15 protein-coding genes are annotated in these 16289 nt (G+C 66.6%); 3 read left to right on the top strand and 12 right to left on the bottom strand.

The window, feature by feature from the left end; all coding sequences use genetic code 11:
* Positions 1-3: 3 nt before the first annotated feature.
* On the top strand, positions 4-747 hold the full coding sequence (locus tag AC5P6X_RS04785; RefSeq protein WP_049450617.1) for a proteasome-type protease: 744 nt from the start codon (positions 4-6) through the stop codon (positions 745-747).
* Positions 748-1281: 534 nt separating this feature from the next.
* Here AC5P6X_RS04785 and AC5P6X_RS04780 read toward each other — a convergent pair.
* The 5 genes from AC5P6X_RS04780 to AC5P6X_RS04760 form a co-directional block, all read right to left on the bottom strand.
* The gene (locus AC5P6X_RS04780) at positions 1282-1416 is read right to left on the bottom strand and encodes a hypothetical protein (RefSeq protein ID WP_261382362.1); all 135 of its coding nucleotides are present in this window, start codon (positions 1414-1416) and stop codon (positions 1282-1284) included.
* Between the two features lie 49 nt (positions 1417-1465).
* Positions 1466-2977 (bottom strand): two-component system sensor histidine kinase NtrB, encoded by a 1512-nt coding sequence (locus AC5P6X_RS04775; protein ID WP_495215340.1) that lies wholly within the window; start codon positions 2975-2977, stop codon positions 1466-1468.
* Positions 2978-2981: 4 nt separating this feature from the next.
* Positions 2982-3422, bottom strand: coding sequence for a response regulator (locus AC5P6X_RS04770; RefSeq protein ID WP_005411057.1), 441 nt, complete (start codon positions 3420-3422; stop codon positions 2982-2984).
* Entirely contained in the window at positions 3419-5236 is a 1818-nt protein-coding gene (locus AC5P6X_RS04765) for a sensor histidine kinase (protein WP_005411058.1), read from the bottom strand. Before AC5P6X_RS04765 ends, AC5P6X_RS04770 begins: the two co-directional genes overlap by 4 nt.
* 234 nt (positions 5237-5470) lie before the next feature.
* Positions 5471-5854: a BON domain-containing protein gene (locus AC5P6X_RS04760; protein WP_005411059.1), complete on the bottom strand. Its 384-nt coding sequence runs from the start codon at positions 5852-5854 to the stop codon at positions 5471-5473.
* Positions 5855-6024: 170 nt separating this feature from the next.
* On the opposite strand from AC5P6X_RS04760, the gene AC5P6X_RS04755 reads away from it, so the two are divergent.
* Positions 6025-7068 (top strand): oxidoreductase, encoded by a 1044-nt coding sequence (locus AC5P6X_RS04755; RefSeq protein ID WP_495215339.1) that lies wholly within the window; start codon positions 6025-6027, stop codon positions 7066-7068.
* A 289-nt stretch (positions 7069-7357) separates the two neighbouring features.
* On the opposite strand, the gene gnd is transcribed toward AC5P6X_RS04755, so the two are convergent.
* The 7 genes from gnd to AC5P6X_RS04720 all read right to left on the bottom strand — a co-directional run bounded on the left by gnd (position 7358) and on the right by AC5P6X_RS04720 (position 14800).
* Complete coding sequence (gnd, locus tag AC5P6X_RS04750; RefSeq protein ID WP_088437013.1) at positions 7358-8263, bottom strand: phosphogluconate dehydrogenase (NAD(+)-dependent, decarboxylating); 906 nt, start codon at positions 8261-8263, stop codon at positions 7358-7360.
* A 10-nt stretch (positions 8264-8273) separates the two neighbouring features.
* Positions 8274-9509 carry a hypothetical protein gene (locus AC5P6X_RS04745; protein ID WP_088437014.1) on the bottom strand — a complete coding sequence of 412 codons (1236 nt, stop codon included), beginning with the start codon at positions 9507-9509 and terminating at the stop codon, positions 8274-8276.
* A 17-nt stretch (positions 9510-9526) separates the two neighbouring features.
* A complete protein-coding gene (locus tag AC5P6X_RS04740; protein ID WP_024957044.1) occupies positions 9527-10117 on the bottom strand; it encodes a DUF2242 domain-containing protein in 591 nt (196 codons plus the stop codon).
* Positions 10118-10361: 244 nt separating this feature from the next.
* Positions 10362-12539, bottom strand: a complete 2178-nt coding sequence (locus tag AC5P6X_RS04735; protein WP_005411064.1) for a carboxy terminal-processing peptidase — start codon at positions 12537-12539, stop codon at positions 10362-10364.
* A gap of 256 nt (positions 12540-12795) precedes the next feature.
* Positions 12796-13806 carry a lipoyl synthase gene (gene lipA / locus AC5P6X_RS04730; protein ID WP_005411065.1) on the bottom strand — a complete coding sequence of 337 codons (1011 nt, stop codon included), beginning with the start codon at positions 13804-13806 and terminating at the stop codon, positions 12796-12798.
* A 17-nt stretch (positions 13807-13823) separates the two neighbouring features.
* On the bottom strand, positions 13824-14534 hold the full coding sequence (gene lipB, locus AC5P6X_RS04725) for a lipoyl(octanoyl) transferase LipB (protein ID WP_005411066.1): 711 nt from the start codon (positions 14532-14534) through the stop codon (positions 13824-13826).
* A complete protein-coding gene (locus AC5P6X_RS04720) occupies positions 14522-14800 on the bottom strand; it encodes a YbeD family protein (RefSeq protein ID WP_005411067.1) in 279 nt (92 codons plus the stop codon). Before AC5P6X_RS04720 ends, lipB begins: the two co-directional genes overlap by 13 nt.
* A 351-nt stretch (positions 14801-15151) precedes the next feature.
* Between AC5P6X_RS04720 and AC5P6X_RS04715 the strand changes: the two genes are divergently transcribed.
* Complete coding sequence (locus tag AC5P6X_RS04715) at positions 15152-16210, top strand: lipid A deacylase LpxR family protein (protein ID WP_080101830.1); 1059 nt, start codon at positions 15152-15154, stop codon at positions 16208-16210.
* Positions 16211-16289 lie beyond the last annotated feature (79 nt).

The following is a 16289-nucleotide window of genomic DNA, read 5'->3' as shown; positions in this document are numbered from 1 at the left end:
GACATGACCTATTGCGTTGGAATCGAGGTGGACGAAGGCCTGGTCTTCGCTGCCGACACCCGGACCAATGCCTCGCTGGACGATGTGCGCGTGCACCGCAAGCTGCACGTGTTCGAGTACCCCGGCCAGGCAGCCTACGTGCTGATGGCGGCTGGCAACCTGGCCACCACCCAGCTGCTGGTGTCACGCCTGGGGCGCGACGCCGGTGAACGGCGCACGCCCAACCTGCGCGACATGACCCATCTGTTCGAAGCTGCCGAGTACGTCGGCCAGCTGCTGGTGGACAGCCAGGTGCACAGCAGCCACAGCGAGCACGGCCATGACGGGGTCAACACCCAGGCCACGCTGATCTTCGGTGGCCAGATCGCTGGCGAGCGGCCCGGGCTGTACATGATCTACCCGCTCGGCAACGCCATCGCCGCTTCGCCGGAGACGCCCTATCTTCAGATCGGTGAGTCCAAGTACGGCAAGCCCATCCTGGACCGCATCCTCAGCCCGGCCACACGCTTGGAGGACGCGGCGCGCACGGCAATCGTGTCGCTGGATTCGACCATTCGCTCCAATCTGTCGGTAGGCCTGCCGATCGACCTGGCGCTGCTGCGTGATGGTGACCTGCGCATCGGGCAGCAGCTGCGGCTCGGCGCGGATTCAACGTTGTATGCGGACATCCACCAGAACTGGTCACGGCGCCTGGAACAGGCGGTGGACGCCCTGCCACGCTTCCCCTGGGAAACTGCCGAACGGTAGTGCCGGCCGCTGGCCGGCAACCGCATTGATCCCGCCACACAGGGATGCCGGCCAGCGGCCGGCACTACCGGGCATCAGCCCAGCGCTTCGGCCGCTGCGCGAAGACCAGCTGCATCTGCAGCGGCTGGAACAGACGGTGGACGCCCTGCCACGCTTCCCCTGGGAAACTGCCGAACGGTAGTGCCGGCCGCTGCGCGGAAGACCAGCTGCATCTGCAGCGGCTGGAACAGACGGTGGACGCCCTGCCGCGGTTCCTCTGGGAAACTGCCGAACGGTAGTGCCGGCCGCTGGCCGGCAACCGCATTGATCCCGCCACACAGGGATGCCGGCCAGCGGCCGGCACTACCGGGCATCAGCCCAGCGCTTCGGCCGCTGCGCGGAAGACCAGCTGCATCTGCAGCGGCTGGAACAGACGGTGGACGCCCTGCCGCGGTTCCTCTGGGAAACTGCCGAACGGTAGCGCCGACCGCTGGCCGGCAACCGCATTGATCCCACCACACAGGGATGCCGGCCAGCGGCCGGCACTACCGGGCATCAGCCCAGCGCTTCGGCCACCGCGCGGAAGACCTGCTGCATCTGCAGCGGCTGGAACAGGCGGTGGACGCCCTGCCACGCTTCCCCTTGGGAAACCGTGGAACGGTAGTGCCGGCCGCTGGCCGGCAACCGCATTGATCCCACCACACTGGGATGCCGGCCAGCGGCCGGCACTACCGGGGCATCAGCCCAGCGCTTCGGCCACGGCGCGGAAGACCTGCTGCATCTGCAGCGGCTTGTGCAGCACATGCACCTCCACGCCGTCCGGGAAGGCATCGGCCGCGACCGGCACTGCCGGGTCTTCCAGTACCAGTGCTGGGCCGCGATAGCCCAACGTCGCCATCTCGCCCAGCAGCTGGCTGGCCGGCAGCAGCTTGGAGCCGGCATCGGCAATCACCAGCGCGGGCATCGCCTCCTGCTGCATCCAGCGCAGCGCTGCCGGCCCATCGGAGGCCAACTGCAGCTGGTAGCCCTGGCTGGACAGCGCATTGCCCAGCAGCGATAGACGCGTGGCTTCGCCATCGACCACCAGGATCGATTGGCCGCTGCCCAAGGCCACCAGCTGTTCGATCGGCTCGCTGCCATCGATGGCCTCGTGCATCGGCAGGCGCAGTTCGAAGCAGGTGCGCTGCCCCGGCTGGCTGCTGACGTGAATGCTGCCGCCGGCACCTTCGACGATGCGCTTGCAGGAAATCAGCCCCAGGCCAGTGCCGTCGGCCTTGGTGGTGAAGAACGGATTGAACAGGTGCGACAGCGTGTCCGCATCCATGCCGATGCCTTCGTCGGCGACCCGTATGTGCATCCAGTCCACGCCATCGCGATGGCCGGCATGGCTGGCAGTCAGGCTCAGGCGGCCACCGTTGGGCATCGCCTGTATCGCGTTGAGCGCCAGATTCAGCATCACCTGCTGCAGTTCGGTGTAGTTGGCGTCGACCACCAGGCCTTCGTCCTGCACCTGCAACTCCAGGCGCACCGCATCAGGCACGTTGCTGCGCAACAGCAGTGCCACCGCATCGAACAGGCCGTCGATCTCGATGCGCTCGCTCGGCTTGCGCGAACCGCGCACGAACGACAGCATCGATTCGGCCATCTCATGGCCACGGCGGCCGCACTCGGCGATGACATCGGCCAGGTGGTGCAGCTGCGGATCGTCGGTACGCGCCTTCAGCAGGTCCGGCATGATCAGCAACGGCTGCAGGATGTTGCGCAGGTCGTGGCTGAGCCCGGCTGCGAGCAGCGACAGGCTTTCCAGGCGCTGTGCGCGCATCAGCTCGGTTTCCACCCGTGCGCGCTCGATCGCGCTGCGTGCATCGCGGATCGCACGTGCCACCGCCGACGGCAGGCGCGCCGGCTGGTGCTTGATGATGTAGTCATTGGCGCCCTTCTGCAGCGCCGCCACCGCATTCTCCTCACCCATGGTGCCGGAGACGAAGATGAAGGGTACTTCCGGCGAGGTCTCGCGCACGATGCGCAGCGCGTCATCACCGGAAAACCCCGGCATGCTCAGGTCGGACAGCACGATGTCCGGCTGGAACGCGGCCAGTGCCTGGCGCAGTTCGGCCTCGCTCTCGACACGCTCGAAGCGGGCCTCCAGGCCCGCATCGAGCATCTGTTCGGACATCAGCTCGGCATCTTCCGGTGAGTCCTCCACCAGCAGGATGCGCAGCGCCCCCAGGGCGGGACCGGTCAAGGGCATGGGCTCACTCGAGTTCCGGTGCCTGGTTGATCAACGCCCAGAACTTGCCCAGCGTCTGTACCGCGCCAAAGAACTGGTCCACGTCCACTGGCTTGACCACATAAGCATTCACGCCCATGTCCCAGCTCCGGGCCAGATCGCTTTCCTCGCGCGAGGACGACAGGATCACCACCGGGAGGCGCTTGAGCTCTTCGTGTTCGCGGATCTGCCGCAACACTTCCAGGCCATCCATGCGCGGCATCTTGATGTCCAGCAGCAGCACTGCCGGCAGGCCTTCCTCGCGGTTGGCGAAGGCGCCGCGCCGCAGCAGGTAGTCCATCACTTCCACGCCATCCTCGACGTGCACGATGGGGTTGGCCAGACGCGCCTCTTCCAGGGCGTCGATCGCCATTTCGGCGTCGGCCGGGCTGTCTTCGGCGAGAAGAATGGTGCGCAAAGTGGTCATGCAGAAGGCCCTTGTTTGTCCGCATCGATCGCGGGAGGCAGGTAGAAGTGGAAGGTGGCGCCGACGTCCGGTTCAGCCTCGGCCCAGATACGGCCGCCATGACGGGTGAGCACGCGGCGCACGCTGGCCAGGCCGATGCCGGTACCCGGGTAGTCGCTGGCCTTGTGCAGGCGCTGGAAGACACCAAACAGCTTGCCGGCGTAGGCCATGTCAAAGCCTGCACCATTGTCGCTGACCGTGAACTGATGACCGCCGTCAGGCTGCGGCTGGTAGTCCACGCGAATCTTCGCCGGTTCGCGGTTGCCCGAGTACTTCACCGCGTTGCCGAGCAGGTTCAGCCAGACCTGGCGGATCATGTTCTCATCGCCGACCACGATCGGCAGCGGCGCGATGCTCCACTCCACCTGGTGCACATGGCCACTGTTCTCCGCCTCGGCCTGCAGGTTGGAATCGAGCATGGCGCGGGTATCGGCCACCAGCGACTGCATGTCCACCGCCTGCTGGCGCATCGCCGCGCGGCCCAGGCGCGAGTAGACCAGCAGGTCATCGATCAGCGCCGCCATGCGCCGGGCCGAACTGGAGATCACGTCCAGGTAATGACGGCTCTTGTCATCGGCAGCGTCGCCCAGGTGGCGCGACAGCTTGTCGGAGAATCCGGCGACGTGGCGCAGCGGTGCGCGCAGGTCATGCGAGACCGAGTAGCTGAAGGCCTCCAGCTCGCGGTTGACCTCGGACACCTGCGCGACCTTGCCTTCCAGCTGGCGGTTGAGCTCTTCAACGCGCAGCTGGACTGCGCGTTGCATGGTGACATCGCTGACCGTCAGCAGCACCACTTCATCATCGGTATCGGGCAGCGGCATGCGCCGTGCGTTCAGCAGCATATAGCGCGCCATGCCGTCGGCGGTGCGCTGTTCGTGCTCGAAATCCCACAGCTCGCGGCCTCGCAGCAGCACGTCGGACAGGCGTTGGCGCACGACGGCGTCCTTCCAGGCGCCGTCGCCGACGCTTTCCAGCAGCAGGCCATCGGCGCGTTCGTCCTGCAGCCCGTACAGCTCGGCGAAGGCGGGGTTATGCAACTGCACGCGCAGGTCGCGGTCGAGCAGCACGATGGGTTCGCGCACGGTCTGCAACACCGATGCCGCGCGTGCCGCCGAGCGCAGCGATTGGCGTTCGGCGTGCAGGCGCCGCCCGATCTGCCGCTGCAGGAGCCAAAGCACCAGGCCGAGCAGTCCCAGCTGGATCACCAGCGAACTCCAAGACACCAGCTCGGTCTGCTTGCGCTGGCGCGCCGCCTGCTCGGCCCGCAGTGTCAACAGTTGCTGTTCGCTGGCCTGCAGCTCCTCCACCAGGCCACGGATCGGATAGCGCGTGCTCAGGTCCTTCACCAGCTCGCGTTGATCGCTGTTGGGTTCAGATCTGGCCAGCTCGCGGGCAAGCGCCATCCGCCCTTCCAGCATCGATTCGATACGGCCGATGCGGATCAGCTGGTCGGGGTTGTCGCGGGTCATCCGCCCCAGTTCGGCCAAGCGACCGGGAATGTCGTTGGCTGCGGCCATGCGCTCGCGCAGCCCGGGTGCGTCCACGCCCTTGGACAGCGTCAATGCGGCCGATTCGACGTCGCGCACATCAGCCTGCAGCTGCTGCAGGGCCACGCCCACCGCCTGGGTATGGTTGACCCAGGCCATTGCCTGCTCGTTGTCCTGCTGCAGTTTGCGCAGGGTCAACCACGGCACCACGATGATCGCTGCAGCCGCCAGCGCCAGGGCCGGCAACCGCCAGCGGTCCCAGATGTCGTCACTGAAAACCAGCGCCATAGTTCCTCTTCAGCACGGCCGCAGGGCGTCGGCCGGACCCTGTCCGGCTGCGGCGGAACCGGCAATATAGCGCAGGCGGTCACAACGCAGGGGTTTCCCCCCTGGTTGGCTGAACAGGTTCGCAGTCCTCAGACCTGTAGAGCCGGGCCATGCTCGGCTGCCTTGGAGTTCCAGCCGAACATGGCCGCGGCCCTACAGCTCAATGGGCGCCCCGCGAGGGGGCGCCCATCAGGTTCAGCGCTTGGCGGCAGCGCTGACCTTCAATGCGGCTGCATCAACGCGGGTCACGCCCTTGATGCCCTTGGCGGTGGTGACGGCCTTGTCCTTCTCGGCCTGGCTCGCTACGGCGCCACTCAAGCTGACCACGCCGTTCACGGTTTCCACCTTGATTTCCGTACCCGGAACGTTGCTGCTGGCGAGCAGGTCGGCCTTCACCTTGGTGGTGATCCAGGTATCGGTCACCGGCTCGTTGGAATCGTGGCGATCAGCATGGGTCGCCGGGTGCGCGCTGGTCGGCGGGCTCTTCGCGGCCGGATCCTTGGCGAATGCGGCCGAGGAAGACAGCGCCAGGCCCAGCGTCAGGGCGGAGGCAATCAGCGTGCGGGTCGTATTGCTCATCGTGTCGTACTCCTTCGGAATGTGCTGCCAGTCTGGACAAGCCGGCGTAGAGCAGGCGTGGCGTTGCGGTCATGCCGCTGTGAATCGGGCTACCTGCAACGACAACCGTTCAGCTTTGGCCCGTGAGCCCGCGTCGTTTACCCTGCCCTTCCCACTGCCGGAGCTCTGTCATGCGCCCCGACCTGCAACTGGCCCTGATCGGCTACGGCCTCGCCGGCCGTGTCTTCCACGCACCGCTGATCCAGCACACACCCGGCCTGGTGCTGCACAGCATCGTGAGTTCGCAGCGAGACACGTTGCTGCGCGCGTTCAGCGACGTGCACGTGCGTGCCACGCCGCAGGAGGTGTTCGACGACCCGGCCGTGGATGCCGTAGTGATCGCCACGCCCAATGAACAGCACGCGCCGCTGGCGATCGCAGCGTTGGCCGCCGGCAAGCACGTGCTGGTCGACAAGCCGTTCGCGCTGGATGTCGCTGAAGCCGAAGCCGTTCTGGCTGCGGCACGCGATGCCGGACGCATCGCCACCGTGTTCCAGAACTGGCGCTTCGATGCCGACTTCCTCACGCTGCAGGCGCTGCTTGCGGACGGGACACTGGGCGACATCGCCGAGTGCCATGTGCACTTCGATCGCTATCGCCCGCAGGTGCGCAACCGCTGGCGCGAGCAGGACGGTCCCGGCAGTGGCCTGTGGTACGACCTGGGCCCGCACCTGCTGGACCAGATGCTGGTGCTGTTCGGCTGGCCCGAAGCGATCGATGCTGATCTGGCCGTGCAGCGCGATGGCGGCAGCGCCATCGATTACTTCCACGCCGTGCTGCACTACCCGCGGCATCGCGCGATCGTGCATTCCGGTTCCCTGGTGGCAGCTCCCACGCCGCATTTCAGCGTGCATGGCAGCAAGGCCAGTTGGATCAAGCACGGCCTGGATGTGCAGGAAGCGCAGCTGCGCCGCGGTGTGGCGCCCGGTGCGCCCGGCTGGGGCATCGACCCGCGGCATGGCGAGCTGGTGCGCTGTGATGCCGAGGACAACGTGCAGCGCAGCACCGTCGACAATCTGCCCGGTGACTACCGTCGGTTGTATGCGCAGTTCGCCGCGGCCATGCATGGCGACGGCGAAGCCACGGTCGATCCGGTGCAGGCGCTGCAGCTGATGCGGCTGCTGCAGGCAGGCATGGACAGTGCGCGCGAAGGGCGGCGGATCGCGTTGGGGTGATCGGCAGGGCTGCGCCCTGCACCCGTGGTAGTGCCGGCCGCTGGCCGGCAACCTCAACAGCAACGGCAAAAACCGGCAATCCGTGAGATGGCAGGATGGGTCCGGTTGCGGGAGCCGGACCCACCCCGCCTTCGACAGAGTCCCGCGCCCGACGGTAGGTGTCGACCTTGGTCGACACATCGACGTGGAAGCCATCGGAGACGGCTTTTGCAGAGTCGAGCCATGCTCGACTGCCTGCATGGGGTCAGAGCCCTTTCCTGCGGAAAGGGATCCGACCCCGGCTTCGTGCTTACGATTTCTTGATCGCGTGGCCGCCGAATTCATTGCGCATCGCCGACAACAGGCGATCGGTGAACGAATTGGATTCGCGCGAGCGCAGGCGTTCCAGCAGCGACAGGGTGATCACCGGTGCCGGCACATCGAGCGCGATCGCTTCGGCCACGGTCCAACGGCCTTCACCGGAATCCTCCACGTACGGCGCGATGCCATCCAGCGACGGATTGCGCTTGAGGGCTTCGGTGCTCAGGTCCAGCAGCCACGAGCGCACCACGCTGCCGTGGCGCCAGACTTCGGCCACCTGGGCGAGGTCCAGTTCCATTTCCTGCTTGCGCTCCATCAGCGCGAAGCCCTCCGCGTAGGCCTGCATCATTCCGTACTCGATGCCGTTGTGGACCATCTTGGTGAAGTGGCCAGCGCCGGACGGGCCGACACGACCCCATCCACGATCTTCGGCCGGTGCCAGCGTACGCAGCAGCGGTGCGATCTGCTCCACCACCGCCGCTTCACCACCGACCATCAGGCTGTAGCCTTCCTGCAGGCCCCACACGCCACCGCTGGTGCCGCAGTCGACGTAGCCCAGGTCGTCTTCGGCCAGCGCCTTGGCGCGACGGACCGAGTCCTGGTAGTTGGAGTTGCCGCCGTCGATGACGATGTCACCCTCGGCCAGGTGCGGAGTCAGCTGGCCCAGGGTCTGGTCGACGGTTTCGCCGGCCGGCACCATCAGCCACACCACGCGCGGCACCGGCAGCGCGGCCACCGCGGCGGCCAGCGAATCGACCACCTCCAGGCCTGCCTCGGCGGCGCGCTGGCGGGCACCTTCGCCCGGGTCGTAGCCGACGACGCGGTGGCCGCCGCGATGCAGGCGCTGGGCCATGTTGGCGCCCATGCGGCCGAGGCCGATCATTGCAATATCCATTGTTTCACCTTCAGTTGGGGTCTAGGGTCAGGCTGCCTGGCCTGCCGGTAGCCGCGCAGTGGCGCAGCTGCGCCTCGCGCCAACGCCGGTAGAGCGTGGTATGCAGATTGTGCACCGCCAGGTCGATCGAAAAGGGGGTTCGCGGGTTGCGGTCAAGCAGGCGGGCGATGTGGTAGCCGATGGGACGTATACCGCGCGGATGCACATAGATCACGAACTGCTGGTAGAACGGATCGTCCAGCAGGCGGTCCATGCGTGCCAGCGTGGCGTGGTAGCGCGGTTCCAGCCGTGCACGAAGGTCCGGGTCGCGCTCGAACAACAGGCGTTCGAAGTAGCGCCGGCCGATACGCGGGATGTCCTGCGCCAGCGCCCACAGCTCGGCATTGCGCTGGTCGTACCAGGCAAGGCCGCCGTGCGCGGCCAACGCCTGCGCGGCCTCCTCGCCCACCGACACCACCACGAAGTTTTCGGCCTGGTTGCTCAGGTCGTCCAGCGTGCCCTTGTCGTCCACATGCTCGATGAAACCAGGCACACCGACGAAGGCCTGGCGGCCCATCGCCGAGGTGCGCACCGCCTTGCCATCGGCGAAGTAGTCACCGGCGTGTGCGCCAAGCAGGATGCTGTCGGTATCGTGCAGCGCGAGGAACGTACCGATCGACAGTTCTTCTGCGGAGAATCCAGCGTCGAAGGCCGCATCGCCATACAGCTCGCGCTGGGTGGCCAGTTGTGCGACCTGGCGACCGACTCCACATTCGGCGCGCACATTGCCGCTGTAGAACGCCTGCAGCGCCTGGCTGTTGCCCGTAATGGGCACGAAACCACGGCCGAAGCTTCGCGTGCGCTGCCAGCCTTGCGCCTGTGCGCCGTGCAGGCCGAAGCCGATCCAACCGAGCTGCAGGCCAGAGAAGCGGAATCCTGCATTGCCCTGCAATGCAGCAGCGGCACGTTGCGTGGCTGCACCCAGCTGGAAGGCGTAGGCGCAAACCGTAGCCGGGTCGTCCAGCACCTGCTGCAGCAACGCCTTGCGCGCTGCAGCGGGCATGTCCGCCGGCCATTTCACGCGCAGATCGCCTGCCGCCTGAGCCTCCGGCAGCGACGCGCGCGTGCACACAGGGCCACCATGCACCTGCGGTGCACCGATCGCGCGTGTTTCGAAGCGCCACCCCAAGCGCTGCAGCAGGCCTTGTGTACAGTCCAGCGGCGTGGCTGCTGCGCCCAGCGCGGGCAGCAGCAGGGCCACACCCATCCATCTGCCGCGCACGTTCAATCCTGGTCCGTGCTCGCCGGTGCGGGCTCCGGGGTTGTGACCACAGGCGGAACGGGCTTGCCTGCCTCCGCCGGGAGGTACTGTTGCAGGCGCTGGAAGAAGCGACGATAGAACTCAGCATCGGTAACCGTGCTGCTGGCCACTTTCACCAGCGAGTCGTCATTGCTGCCGAACGGCAGCGATACAGATCCGAGCGCACCGACGCCAACACTGGCCGAGGTCGGACTCTTCTTCAACGCATAGCGATCCTGCACGGCACTGACGAATACCAGTGTCTGGCTCCCGCGCGGTGCGCAGGAAATACGCAGCACCAGCTGCTCGTGATCGTCCTCGCGCGGCTGGAAGTTCTTGTTGCCTTCCACCTGCGCCGCGTCGGAACGGGCGATGGCATAGCCCTGGCTGAGCAGGGTGCGCCGTGCGGCCTCGCAGGCGTCACCGGGACGGCCATCGACGGTGCGCGAGAAGGTGTCGCCGGAATCAAAGGATTCGCGAAGCAACGTGCTGTCAGCAGCGCGGCCACCACAGGCCGACAGGATCAGGGCGCTGGCGAGCGCCACGGCAACACTGGAAAGACGGGAGGCCCGCATGGGTACTCCTGCGAGGACGGTACCGCCAAGGGTAGTCCTGCGGCCGTGTGCGGCAGGTCGAAAGTACGCCCGCCAGCCCCCGCCGTTGCTGCCGGTTCATGCACGGAAAAGGGGACGGAGGGGATTAAGTCGTTTGTGGCACTTCGCCCCGCCACGCATGGCACGGCGCTACCGTGAACGAGGTCCCCCAAACGGAGAAGGGCCGGCAATGCCGGCCCCTCGGGTATCACATGCCGTCGCCGGCTCAGTCCGCCCAGCGGCCGGCACCGGTGGACTGCGGCAGCACCTGCGCCGACAGCGGGCGGTCGTTGGCCAGCAGGTTCACCGCGTCGGCCAGGATCGAGGCTGACTCGCGCAGCAGCGGGTCCGGGCGCTTTTCGGCAGCCTTCTCGCGCGCGGCATCCTTGACGATGTCGCGCTCGTTGCCAGTCAGGCCGTCATCGCTGCTGTCATCGGCCAGCGGGTCCAGGGCCAGGCCAAGCTCCTTGCGCTGCACCTGGCGCTCCTTGCGCTGGGTATCCTGGCGCTCGCGCTCAGCGCGACGGGTCGCCTCGTTGAGCGAGATGTACTTCTTCGCCGCTTCGGTGCGGAACTGCTGCACGTCCTCGTTCCACCACTGGAACTCCTTGTCGGTGGCGATGCGCGCGTCGTGACGGGTTTCCAGCTTCGGCAGCAACGGCGCGAAGTTGCCGTACTGGGTGTGCGGCACGGCGGCGATGCGGGTCCACGGCAGTGCGTTGTCGTAGGTGCTTTCGCCGAACTCGGTGGCATCGACGCTGGCCGGGAAGGCCAGGTCCGGCACCACACCCTTGTGCTGGGTGCTGCTGCCGCTGATGCGGAAGAACTGGGCAATGGTCAGCTTGACCTGGCCGAAGCGCTGGGTCTCGCCGCTCGGCCAGCGGTCAAGGTCGACGATGTTCTGTACGGTGCCCTTGCCGAAGCTGGTTTCACCGATCACCAGGCCGCGACCGTAGTCCTGGATGGCACCGGCGAAGATCTCCGAGGCCGAGGCCGAACCACGGTTGATCAGCACCGCCAGCGGGCCGTCCCATGCCACGCCCTGGTTACGGTCGCTGTTGACGGTGACTCGGCCACCGGATTCGCGCACCTGCACCACCGGGCCCTGCTCGATGAACAGGCCGGTCAGTTCGATCGCTTCATCCAGCGAACCACCGCCGTTGTTGCGCAGGTCCAGCACCACGCCGTCCAGCTTGTCGTTCTTGAAGCCGGCCAGCAGCTTGGCCACGTCGCGGGTGGCCGAGGCGTAGTCGGCGGCATTGCGGCGACGGCCTTCGAAGTCCTGGTAGAAGGTCGGCAGCTTGATCACACCGATCCTGCGTGCCGGCTCGCCGTTGGCAGCCGGGATGGTCATGGTCTCGCCCTTGGCGGCCTGTTCGGCCAGGCGCACCTTCTGGCGGGTCAGCACCAGGGTGTGGTGCTTGCCATCGGCGCCTTCGGCAGCCGGGATGAATTCCAGCTTGACCTGGGTGTCCTTGGCGCCGCGGATCTTGGCCACGACATCGTCGATGCGCCAGCCGATCACGTCCTCGACCAGGCCGGACTTGCCCTGGCCAACGCCGACGATGCGGTCACCCGGCTTCAGCGTGCCATCCACCGCGGCCGGGCCACCGGCAATGATCTCGCGGATGACCACCACATCGTCCTGGCGCTGCAGCTGCGCACCGATGCCTTCCAGCGACAGCGACATCGCCTGGTTGAAGTTCTCGGCGGTGCGCGGGGTGAAGTAATCCGTGTGCGGGTCAACGGCACTGGTGTACGAATTCATGAAGAACTGGAAGACGTCTTCGCCCTTCAGTTCATTGACCGACTTCTCCAGCGTCGCGTAGCGCTTGTCCAGCGTCTTGCGGATGTCATCCGGCTTCTTGCCGGCCAGCTTCAGGCGCAGCCAATCGTTCTTCACCGACTTGCGCCACAGCTCATCGAGCTCGGCACTGCTGGCCGCCCACGGCACCTTCTTGCGGTCGTACTCGAAGCGCTCGTCGGTGGTGAAGTCCGGCTCCTGCTTGAGCAGCTTGCGCGCGTACGCCACGCGCTCGCCGACGCGCTGCTTGTAGACAGCGAACACCTGGAACGCCGGCTCCAGCTCGCCGCCCCGGATGGCCGAGGCGATGTTGGCCTCGAACGGTGCGAAGCGCGCCACGTCGGCCTGGGTGAAGTACTGCTTGCCGCCGTCAAGCGTTTCCAGATAGCGCTTGAACACGTCCTTGGAGGTGGCCTCGTCCAGCGCGCGCGGGCGGTAGGCGTAGCGGCTGTCGGACAGCAGGCCGTACACCAGCTTGGACGTGGTCACCTGGTCGGCGGTGGCCGCCGCGGGCAATGCGGGCGAGTCGGCCTTGGCCGCCAACGCCAGTGGCGCGACCAGCGCCAGGGCCATCAGGAATGCGGGGGCTTTGAATTTCATTGACGTGCTCGAAGGCGCCTTGCCAAGGGGGAGACTGCGGGGTGTTAAGACACCACGACAGTGCCGAAAGTTGCCGGGTTTGTCACCCGGCCGCGCTCGGTGGAAAACCAGCCTAGCCGGGCCGGTGTAGCAAATTGTGAATGCAGGCGAAGGCGTGCGGACCAACGGTCCGCACGCACCAAGAGGGTGGTGACACCCATTGGCAACGCCAGGCCATGGCTGGCGAAGGCGTGCGGACCAACGGCCCGCACCCACCTCAGGAGACGCCGGCGCCCTTGGCCTGCACGTCGGCGTGGTACGACGAGCGCACCATCGGGCCGGAGGCCACGTGGCTGAAGCCCAGCTCGTAGCCGTAGTCTTCCAGCGCCTTGTAGTCTTCCGGGGTCCAGTACTTCAGCACCGGGTGGTGGTGTGCGGTCGGCTGCAGGTACTGGCCGATGGTGATCATGTCCACGTCGTGTGCGCGCAGGTCGCGCAGGGTGGCCTTGATCTGTTCGAAGTCCTCGCCCAGGCCGAGCATGATACCGCTCTTGGTCGGCACGTCCGGATGCTGCGCCTTGAAGTTCTTCAGCAGGTTCAGCGACCACTGGTAGTCCGCACCCGGGCGCACGTTGCGGTACAGGTCCGGCACGGTCTCGATGTTGTGGTTGAACACATCCGGCGGGTTCTGCGCCAGGATCTCCAGCGCGCGCTCCATGCGGCCCTTGCCACGGAAGTCCGGGGTCAGCACTTCGATGCGGGTGCCCGGCGACTTCTCGCGAATGGCGGTGATGCAGTCGACGAAGTGCTGGGCACCACCGTCGCGCAGGTCATCGCGGTCCACGCTGGTCACCACCACGTACTTCAGGCCCATGTCGGCCACGGTCTGGCCGAGGCTGGCCGGTTCGTTGGCATCCGGCGGCTTCGGGCGGCCGTGGGCCACGTCGCAGAACGAGCAGCGGCGGGTGCAGACCTCGCCCAGGATCATGAAGGTGGCGGTGCCGTGGCCGAAGCACTCGTGGATGTTCGGGCAGCTGGCTTCCTCGCACACGGTCACCAGGCGGTTTTCGCGCAGCTTGGCCTTCAGGTTCTGCACGGCATTGCCCGAAGGAATGCGCACGCGGATCCAGGACGGCTTGCGCAGCACCGGCGCGTCGGCGAACTGCACCGGCGAGCGGTTGATCTTGTCACCGCCCAGCTGCTTGACCCCGGCCTGCAACGGCGCGGCGGACGGGGAGTCGCCCTGCACGATCTGCAGGGGAATGGAACGGGCGGTGGTTTCAGTCATGGCAGTTCCGGGGGCGGTCAGGCGGCCGCAGAAAGATCGGGCAGTTCGGGGGTGTGCTGCAGCAGCAGGCCGAACTGGCGGGCCAGGTGGTCCAGCAGCACCGGCTTGACGGCCTCCATCCCGGAGGGACCGCCCAAGTCTACCACCGAGGTCACCTGCAACCCCTGATAGCCACAGGGATTGATGCGGTGGAAGGGCTCCAGGTCCATGGCCACATTGAAGGCCAACCCGTGGAAGGTGCAGCCGCGACGCACGCGGATGCCGAGCGCAGCGATCTTGGCGCCGCCGACATAGACGCCCGGGGCGCCCTCGCGGCGTTCGGCACCGATGTTCCACTCGCCCAGCGTATCGATGATGGCCTGCTCGATGCGGCACACGTAATCGCGCACACCGATGCCCAGGCGCGGCAGGCGCAGCAGCGGGTAGACCACGATCTGGCCGGGGCCGTGATAGGTCACCTGGCCGCCACGGTCCACATGCAGCACCGGGATATCGCCCGGCGCCAGCACATGCTCATCCTTGCCGGCCTGGCCCAGGGTGAACACCGGGTCGTGTTCGACCACCCACAATTCGTCGGCATCGGTGTCGCTGCGCTGGTCGGTGAAGCGCTGCATGGCACGCCACACCGGCTCGTACGCCTGGCGGCCAAGGTCACGCACCAGCGCCGGACGCGGCGCGCGGTCCTCGGGGGCGGCTTCAGCCGGGCAGCTGTCGGCTACAGCGTCCACTTCACTTCCGGGTGGTCGCGCAGCGCCTGGTGCGCCAGGTCGTACTGTTCGCGGCTCTCAGCCTTGAACACGATGCGGACGGACACGTACTTGCCGTTGGAGGAATGCTTCCAGCTGATGCGTTCATTGACGACATCGATGCCGGCAGCCAGCAGCAGGCGGGGGAGCTCATGTTCCAGGCCGCGGTTGGCCGGGCCCATGGCGCTGAGCTCGAACTGGCCGGGGAACTGGAAGCCGTGGTCGGGGTTGTCGGACTTGATTTCCATGGACCCATTATCGGGCCGCAGGGCAACAAACCCAAGAGTATTCATCAACGTCAAAGACGCCACCGGCGGCCTGCTGCGTTGCAGGCCACCCAGAGGCGTGGGCCGAAAGCCCAACGGCAGCTGACTGCAATCTGCTGTCACGCACTGGCCCAGGCATCGTATGGCGGCCAGTGGTCACCTTCACACCAGACCCGCGGCGCTTGCGCGGGTAACAAATTGTGTCCGCTGGACAATGTTGTTTTCGGAACAGACAAGTGATTCGAACGTGCTCGTTCCGCCGCGCGGGCGCGAGTACCGTAGCGTTGCATATAACGACTGAAAACCGTCCCCTTCCCCATGAGCATTCCATCCATGCGTAGTGTCGCAGCCCTGGGGCTGGCCGGCCTGCTGGCCTCTGCCCTCCCCCTTGCCGCCCAGGCGGCCGAACAATGTGGCCCGGACGCGATGCGCGACCACCCGCCGCAGATCAACTTCCGCGTTGACAACGACCTGTTTGGTGGCCGCCACCAGGACCAGGGCTACACCAACGGTGCGCTGTTGACCCTGGTCTCGCCCAATCTGGTCGACTACACCGACGACCCCTGCCTGCCGCGCATGGCGCGCTGGGTGAACCAGTACCTGGAAGGGCTGCATCCGGGCAGGTTCGAGCAGCAGAACATGATCTTCAGCATCGGCCAGGGCATCTTCACCCCGACCGATTTCAGCCGCAGGGACCTGATCGAGGACGACCGTCCTTACGCCGGCGTACTGATCGCAAACTTCGGTTTCAATGCGCGCAGCGGCGACCGCCTGCAGACCACCCAGCTGACGCTGGGCGTGGTCGGCCCGTGGGCACAGGGCAAGCAGGTGCAGAATGCCGTGCACGAAGTGCTGGGCGACGAGAAATTCAAGGGCTGGGACAACCAGTTGCACAACGAGCCGCTGTTCATGCTGACCCATGAGCGCATGCGCCGCTGGCCCGGCGATGCCAGCATCAATGCCGACGGCTGGGGTTGGGACGCGATCAGCCACTACGGCGGGTCGATCGGCAACCTGGAAACCAAGGCCAACCTCGGCGGTGAAGTGCGCTTTGGCTGGAAGCTGCCGGACGACTTCGGCAGCACGCCGTTGCGCCCGGCCGGCGAGAACACTGCGCCGACCCGCGGCGGCCGTCCCAATGGCTGGTCCTGGCACCTGTTCGCGACCTCGGACGCGGCCTGGGTGATCCGCGACATCACGCTGGATGGCAACACGTTCCGCAACAGTCACAGCGTGGACAAGCGCCATGTGGTGGCCTACGGCGGCTACGGCGTGGCCGTGATGTACGGGCGCTGGAAGTTCGCCGCGGCGCGCTACCACAGCACGCGCGAGTTCAACGGCCAGCGCGAAGCACCGGTGTTCGGCAGCTTCACCATCAGCCGCTCGCTGTAAGCGAGGGGCTGAGGGTGAAGCGGGTAGGTGCCGACCGTTGGTCGGCACACCGGTTATTGCATGGCTCGCTGTAAGCGAG

The organism is Stenotrophomonas sp. YJH_SMC_40 (assembly GCF_059368615.1).
This window is presented reverse-complemented; position numbering and strand designations above follow the sequence as displayed.

Excerpts from the sequence above, each read along its gene's own strand:
- AC5P6X_RS04745 (WP_088437014.1), bottom strand. The coding sequence starts at position 9,509 with ATGGGTGTGGCCCTGCTGCTGCCCGCGCTGGGCGCAGCAGCCACGCCG.
- AC5P6X_RS04735 (WP_005411064.1), bottom strand. The coding sequence starts at position 12,539 with ATGAAATTCAAAGCCCCCGCATTCCTGATGGCCCTGGCGCTGGTCGCG.
- AC5P6X_RS04785 (WP_049450617.1), top strand. The coding sequence starts at position 4 with ATGACCTATTGCGTTGGAATCGAGGTGGACGAAGGCCTGGTCTTCGCT.
- AC5P6X_RS04715 (WP_080101830.1), top strand. The coding sequence starts at position 15,152 with ATGCGTAGTGTCGCAGCCCTGGGGCTGGCCGGCCTGCTGGCCTCTGCC.
- AC5P6X_RS04770 (WP_005411057.1), bottom strand. The coding sequence starts at position 3,422 with ATGACCACTTTGCGCACCATTCTTCTCGCCGAAGACAGCCCGGCCGAC.
- AC5P6X_RS04775 (WP_495215340.1), bottom strand. The coding sequence starts at position 2,977 with ATGCCCTTGACCGGTCCCGCCCTGGGGGCGCTGCGCATCCTGCTGGTG.
- AC5P6X_RS04765 (WP_005411058.1), bottom strand. The coding sequence starts at position 5,236 with ATGGCGCTGGTTTTCAGTGACGACATCTGGGACCGCTGGCGGTTGCCG.
- AC5P6X_RS04755 (WP_495215339.1), top strand. The coding sequence starts at position 6,025 with ATGCGCCCCGACCTGCAACTGGCCCTGATCGGCTACGGCCTCGCCGGC.
- AC5P6X_RS04780 (WP_261382362.1), bottom strand. The coding sequence starts at position 1,416 with ATGCGGTTGCCGGCCAGCGGCCGGCACTACCGTTCCACGGTTTCCCAA.
- AC5P6X_RS04760 (WP_005411059.1), bottom strand. The coding sequence starts at position 5,854 with ATGAGCAATACGACCCGCACGCTGATTGCCTCCGCCCTGACGCTGGGC.
- AC5P6X_RS04740 (WP_024957044.1), bottom strand. The coding sequence starts at position 10,117 with ATGCGGGCCTCCCGTCTTTCCAGTGTTGCCGTGGCGCTCGCCAGCGCC.
- lipA (WP_005411065.1), bottom strand. The coding sequence starts at position 13,806 with ATGACTGAAACCACCGCCCGTTCCATTCCCCTGCAGATCGTGCAGGGC.
- AC5P6X_RS04720 (WP_005411067.1), bottom strand. The coding sequence starts at position 14,800 with ATGGAAATCAAGTCCGACAACCCCGACCACGGCTTCCAGTTCCCCGGC.
- gnd (WP_088437013.1), bottom strand. The coding sequence starts at position 8,263 with ATGGATATTGCAATGATCGGCCTCGGCCGCATGGGCGCCAACATGGCC.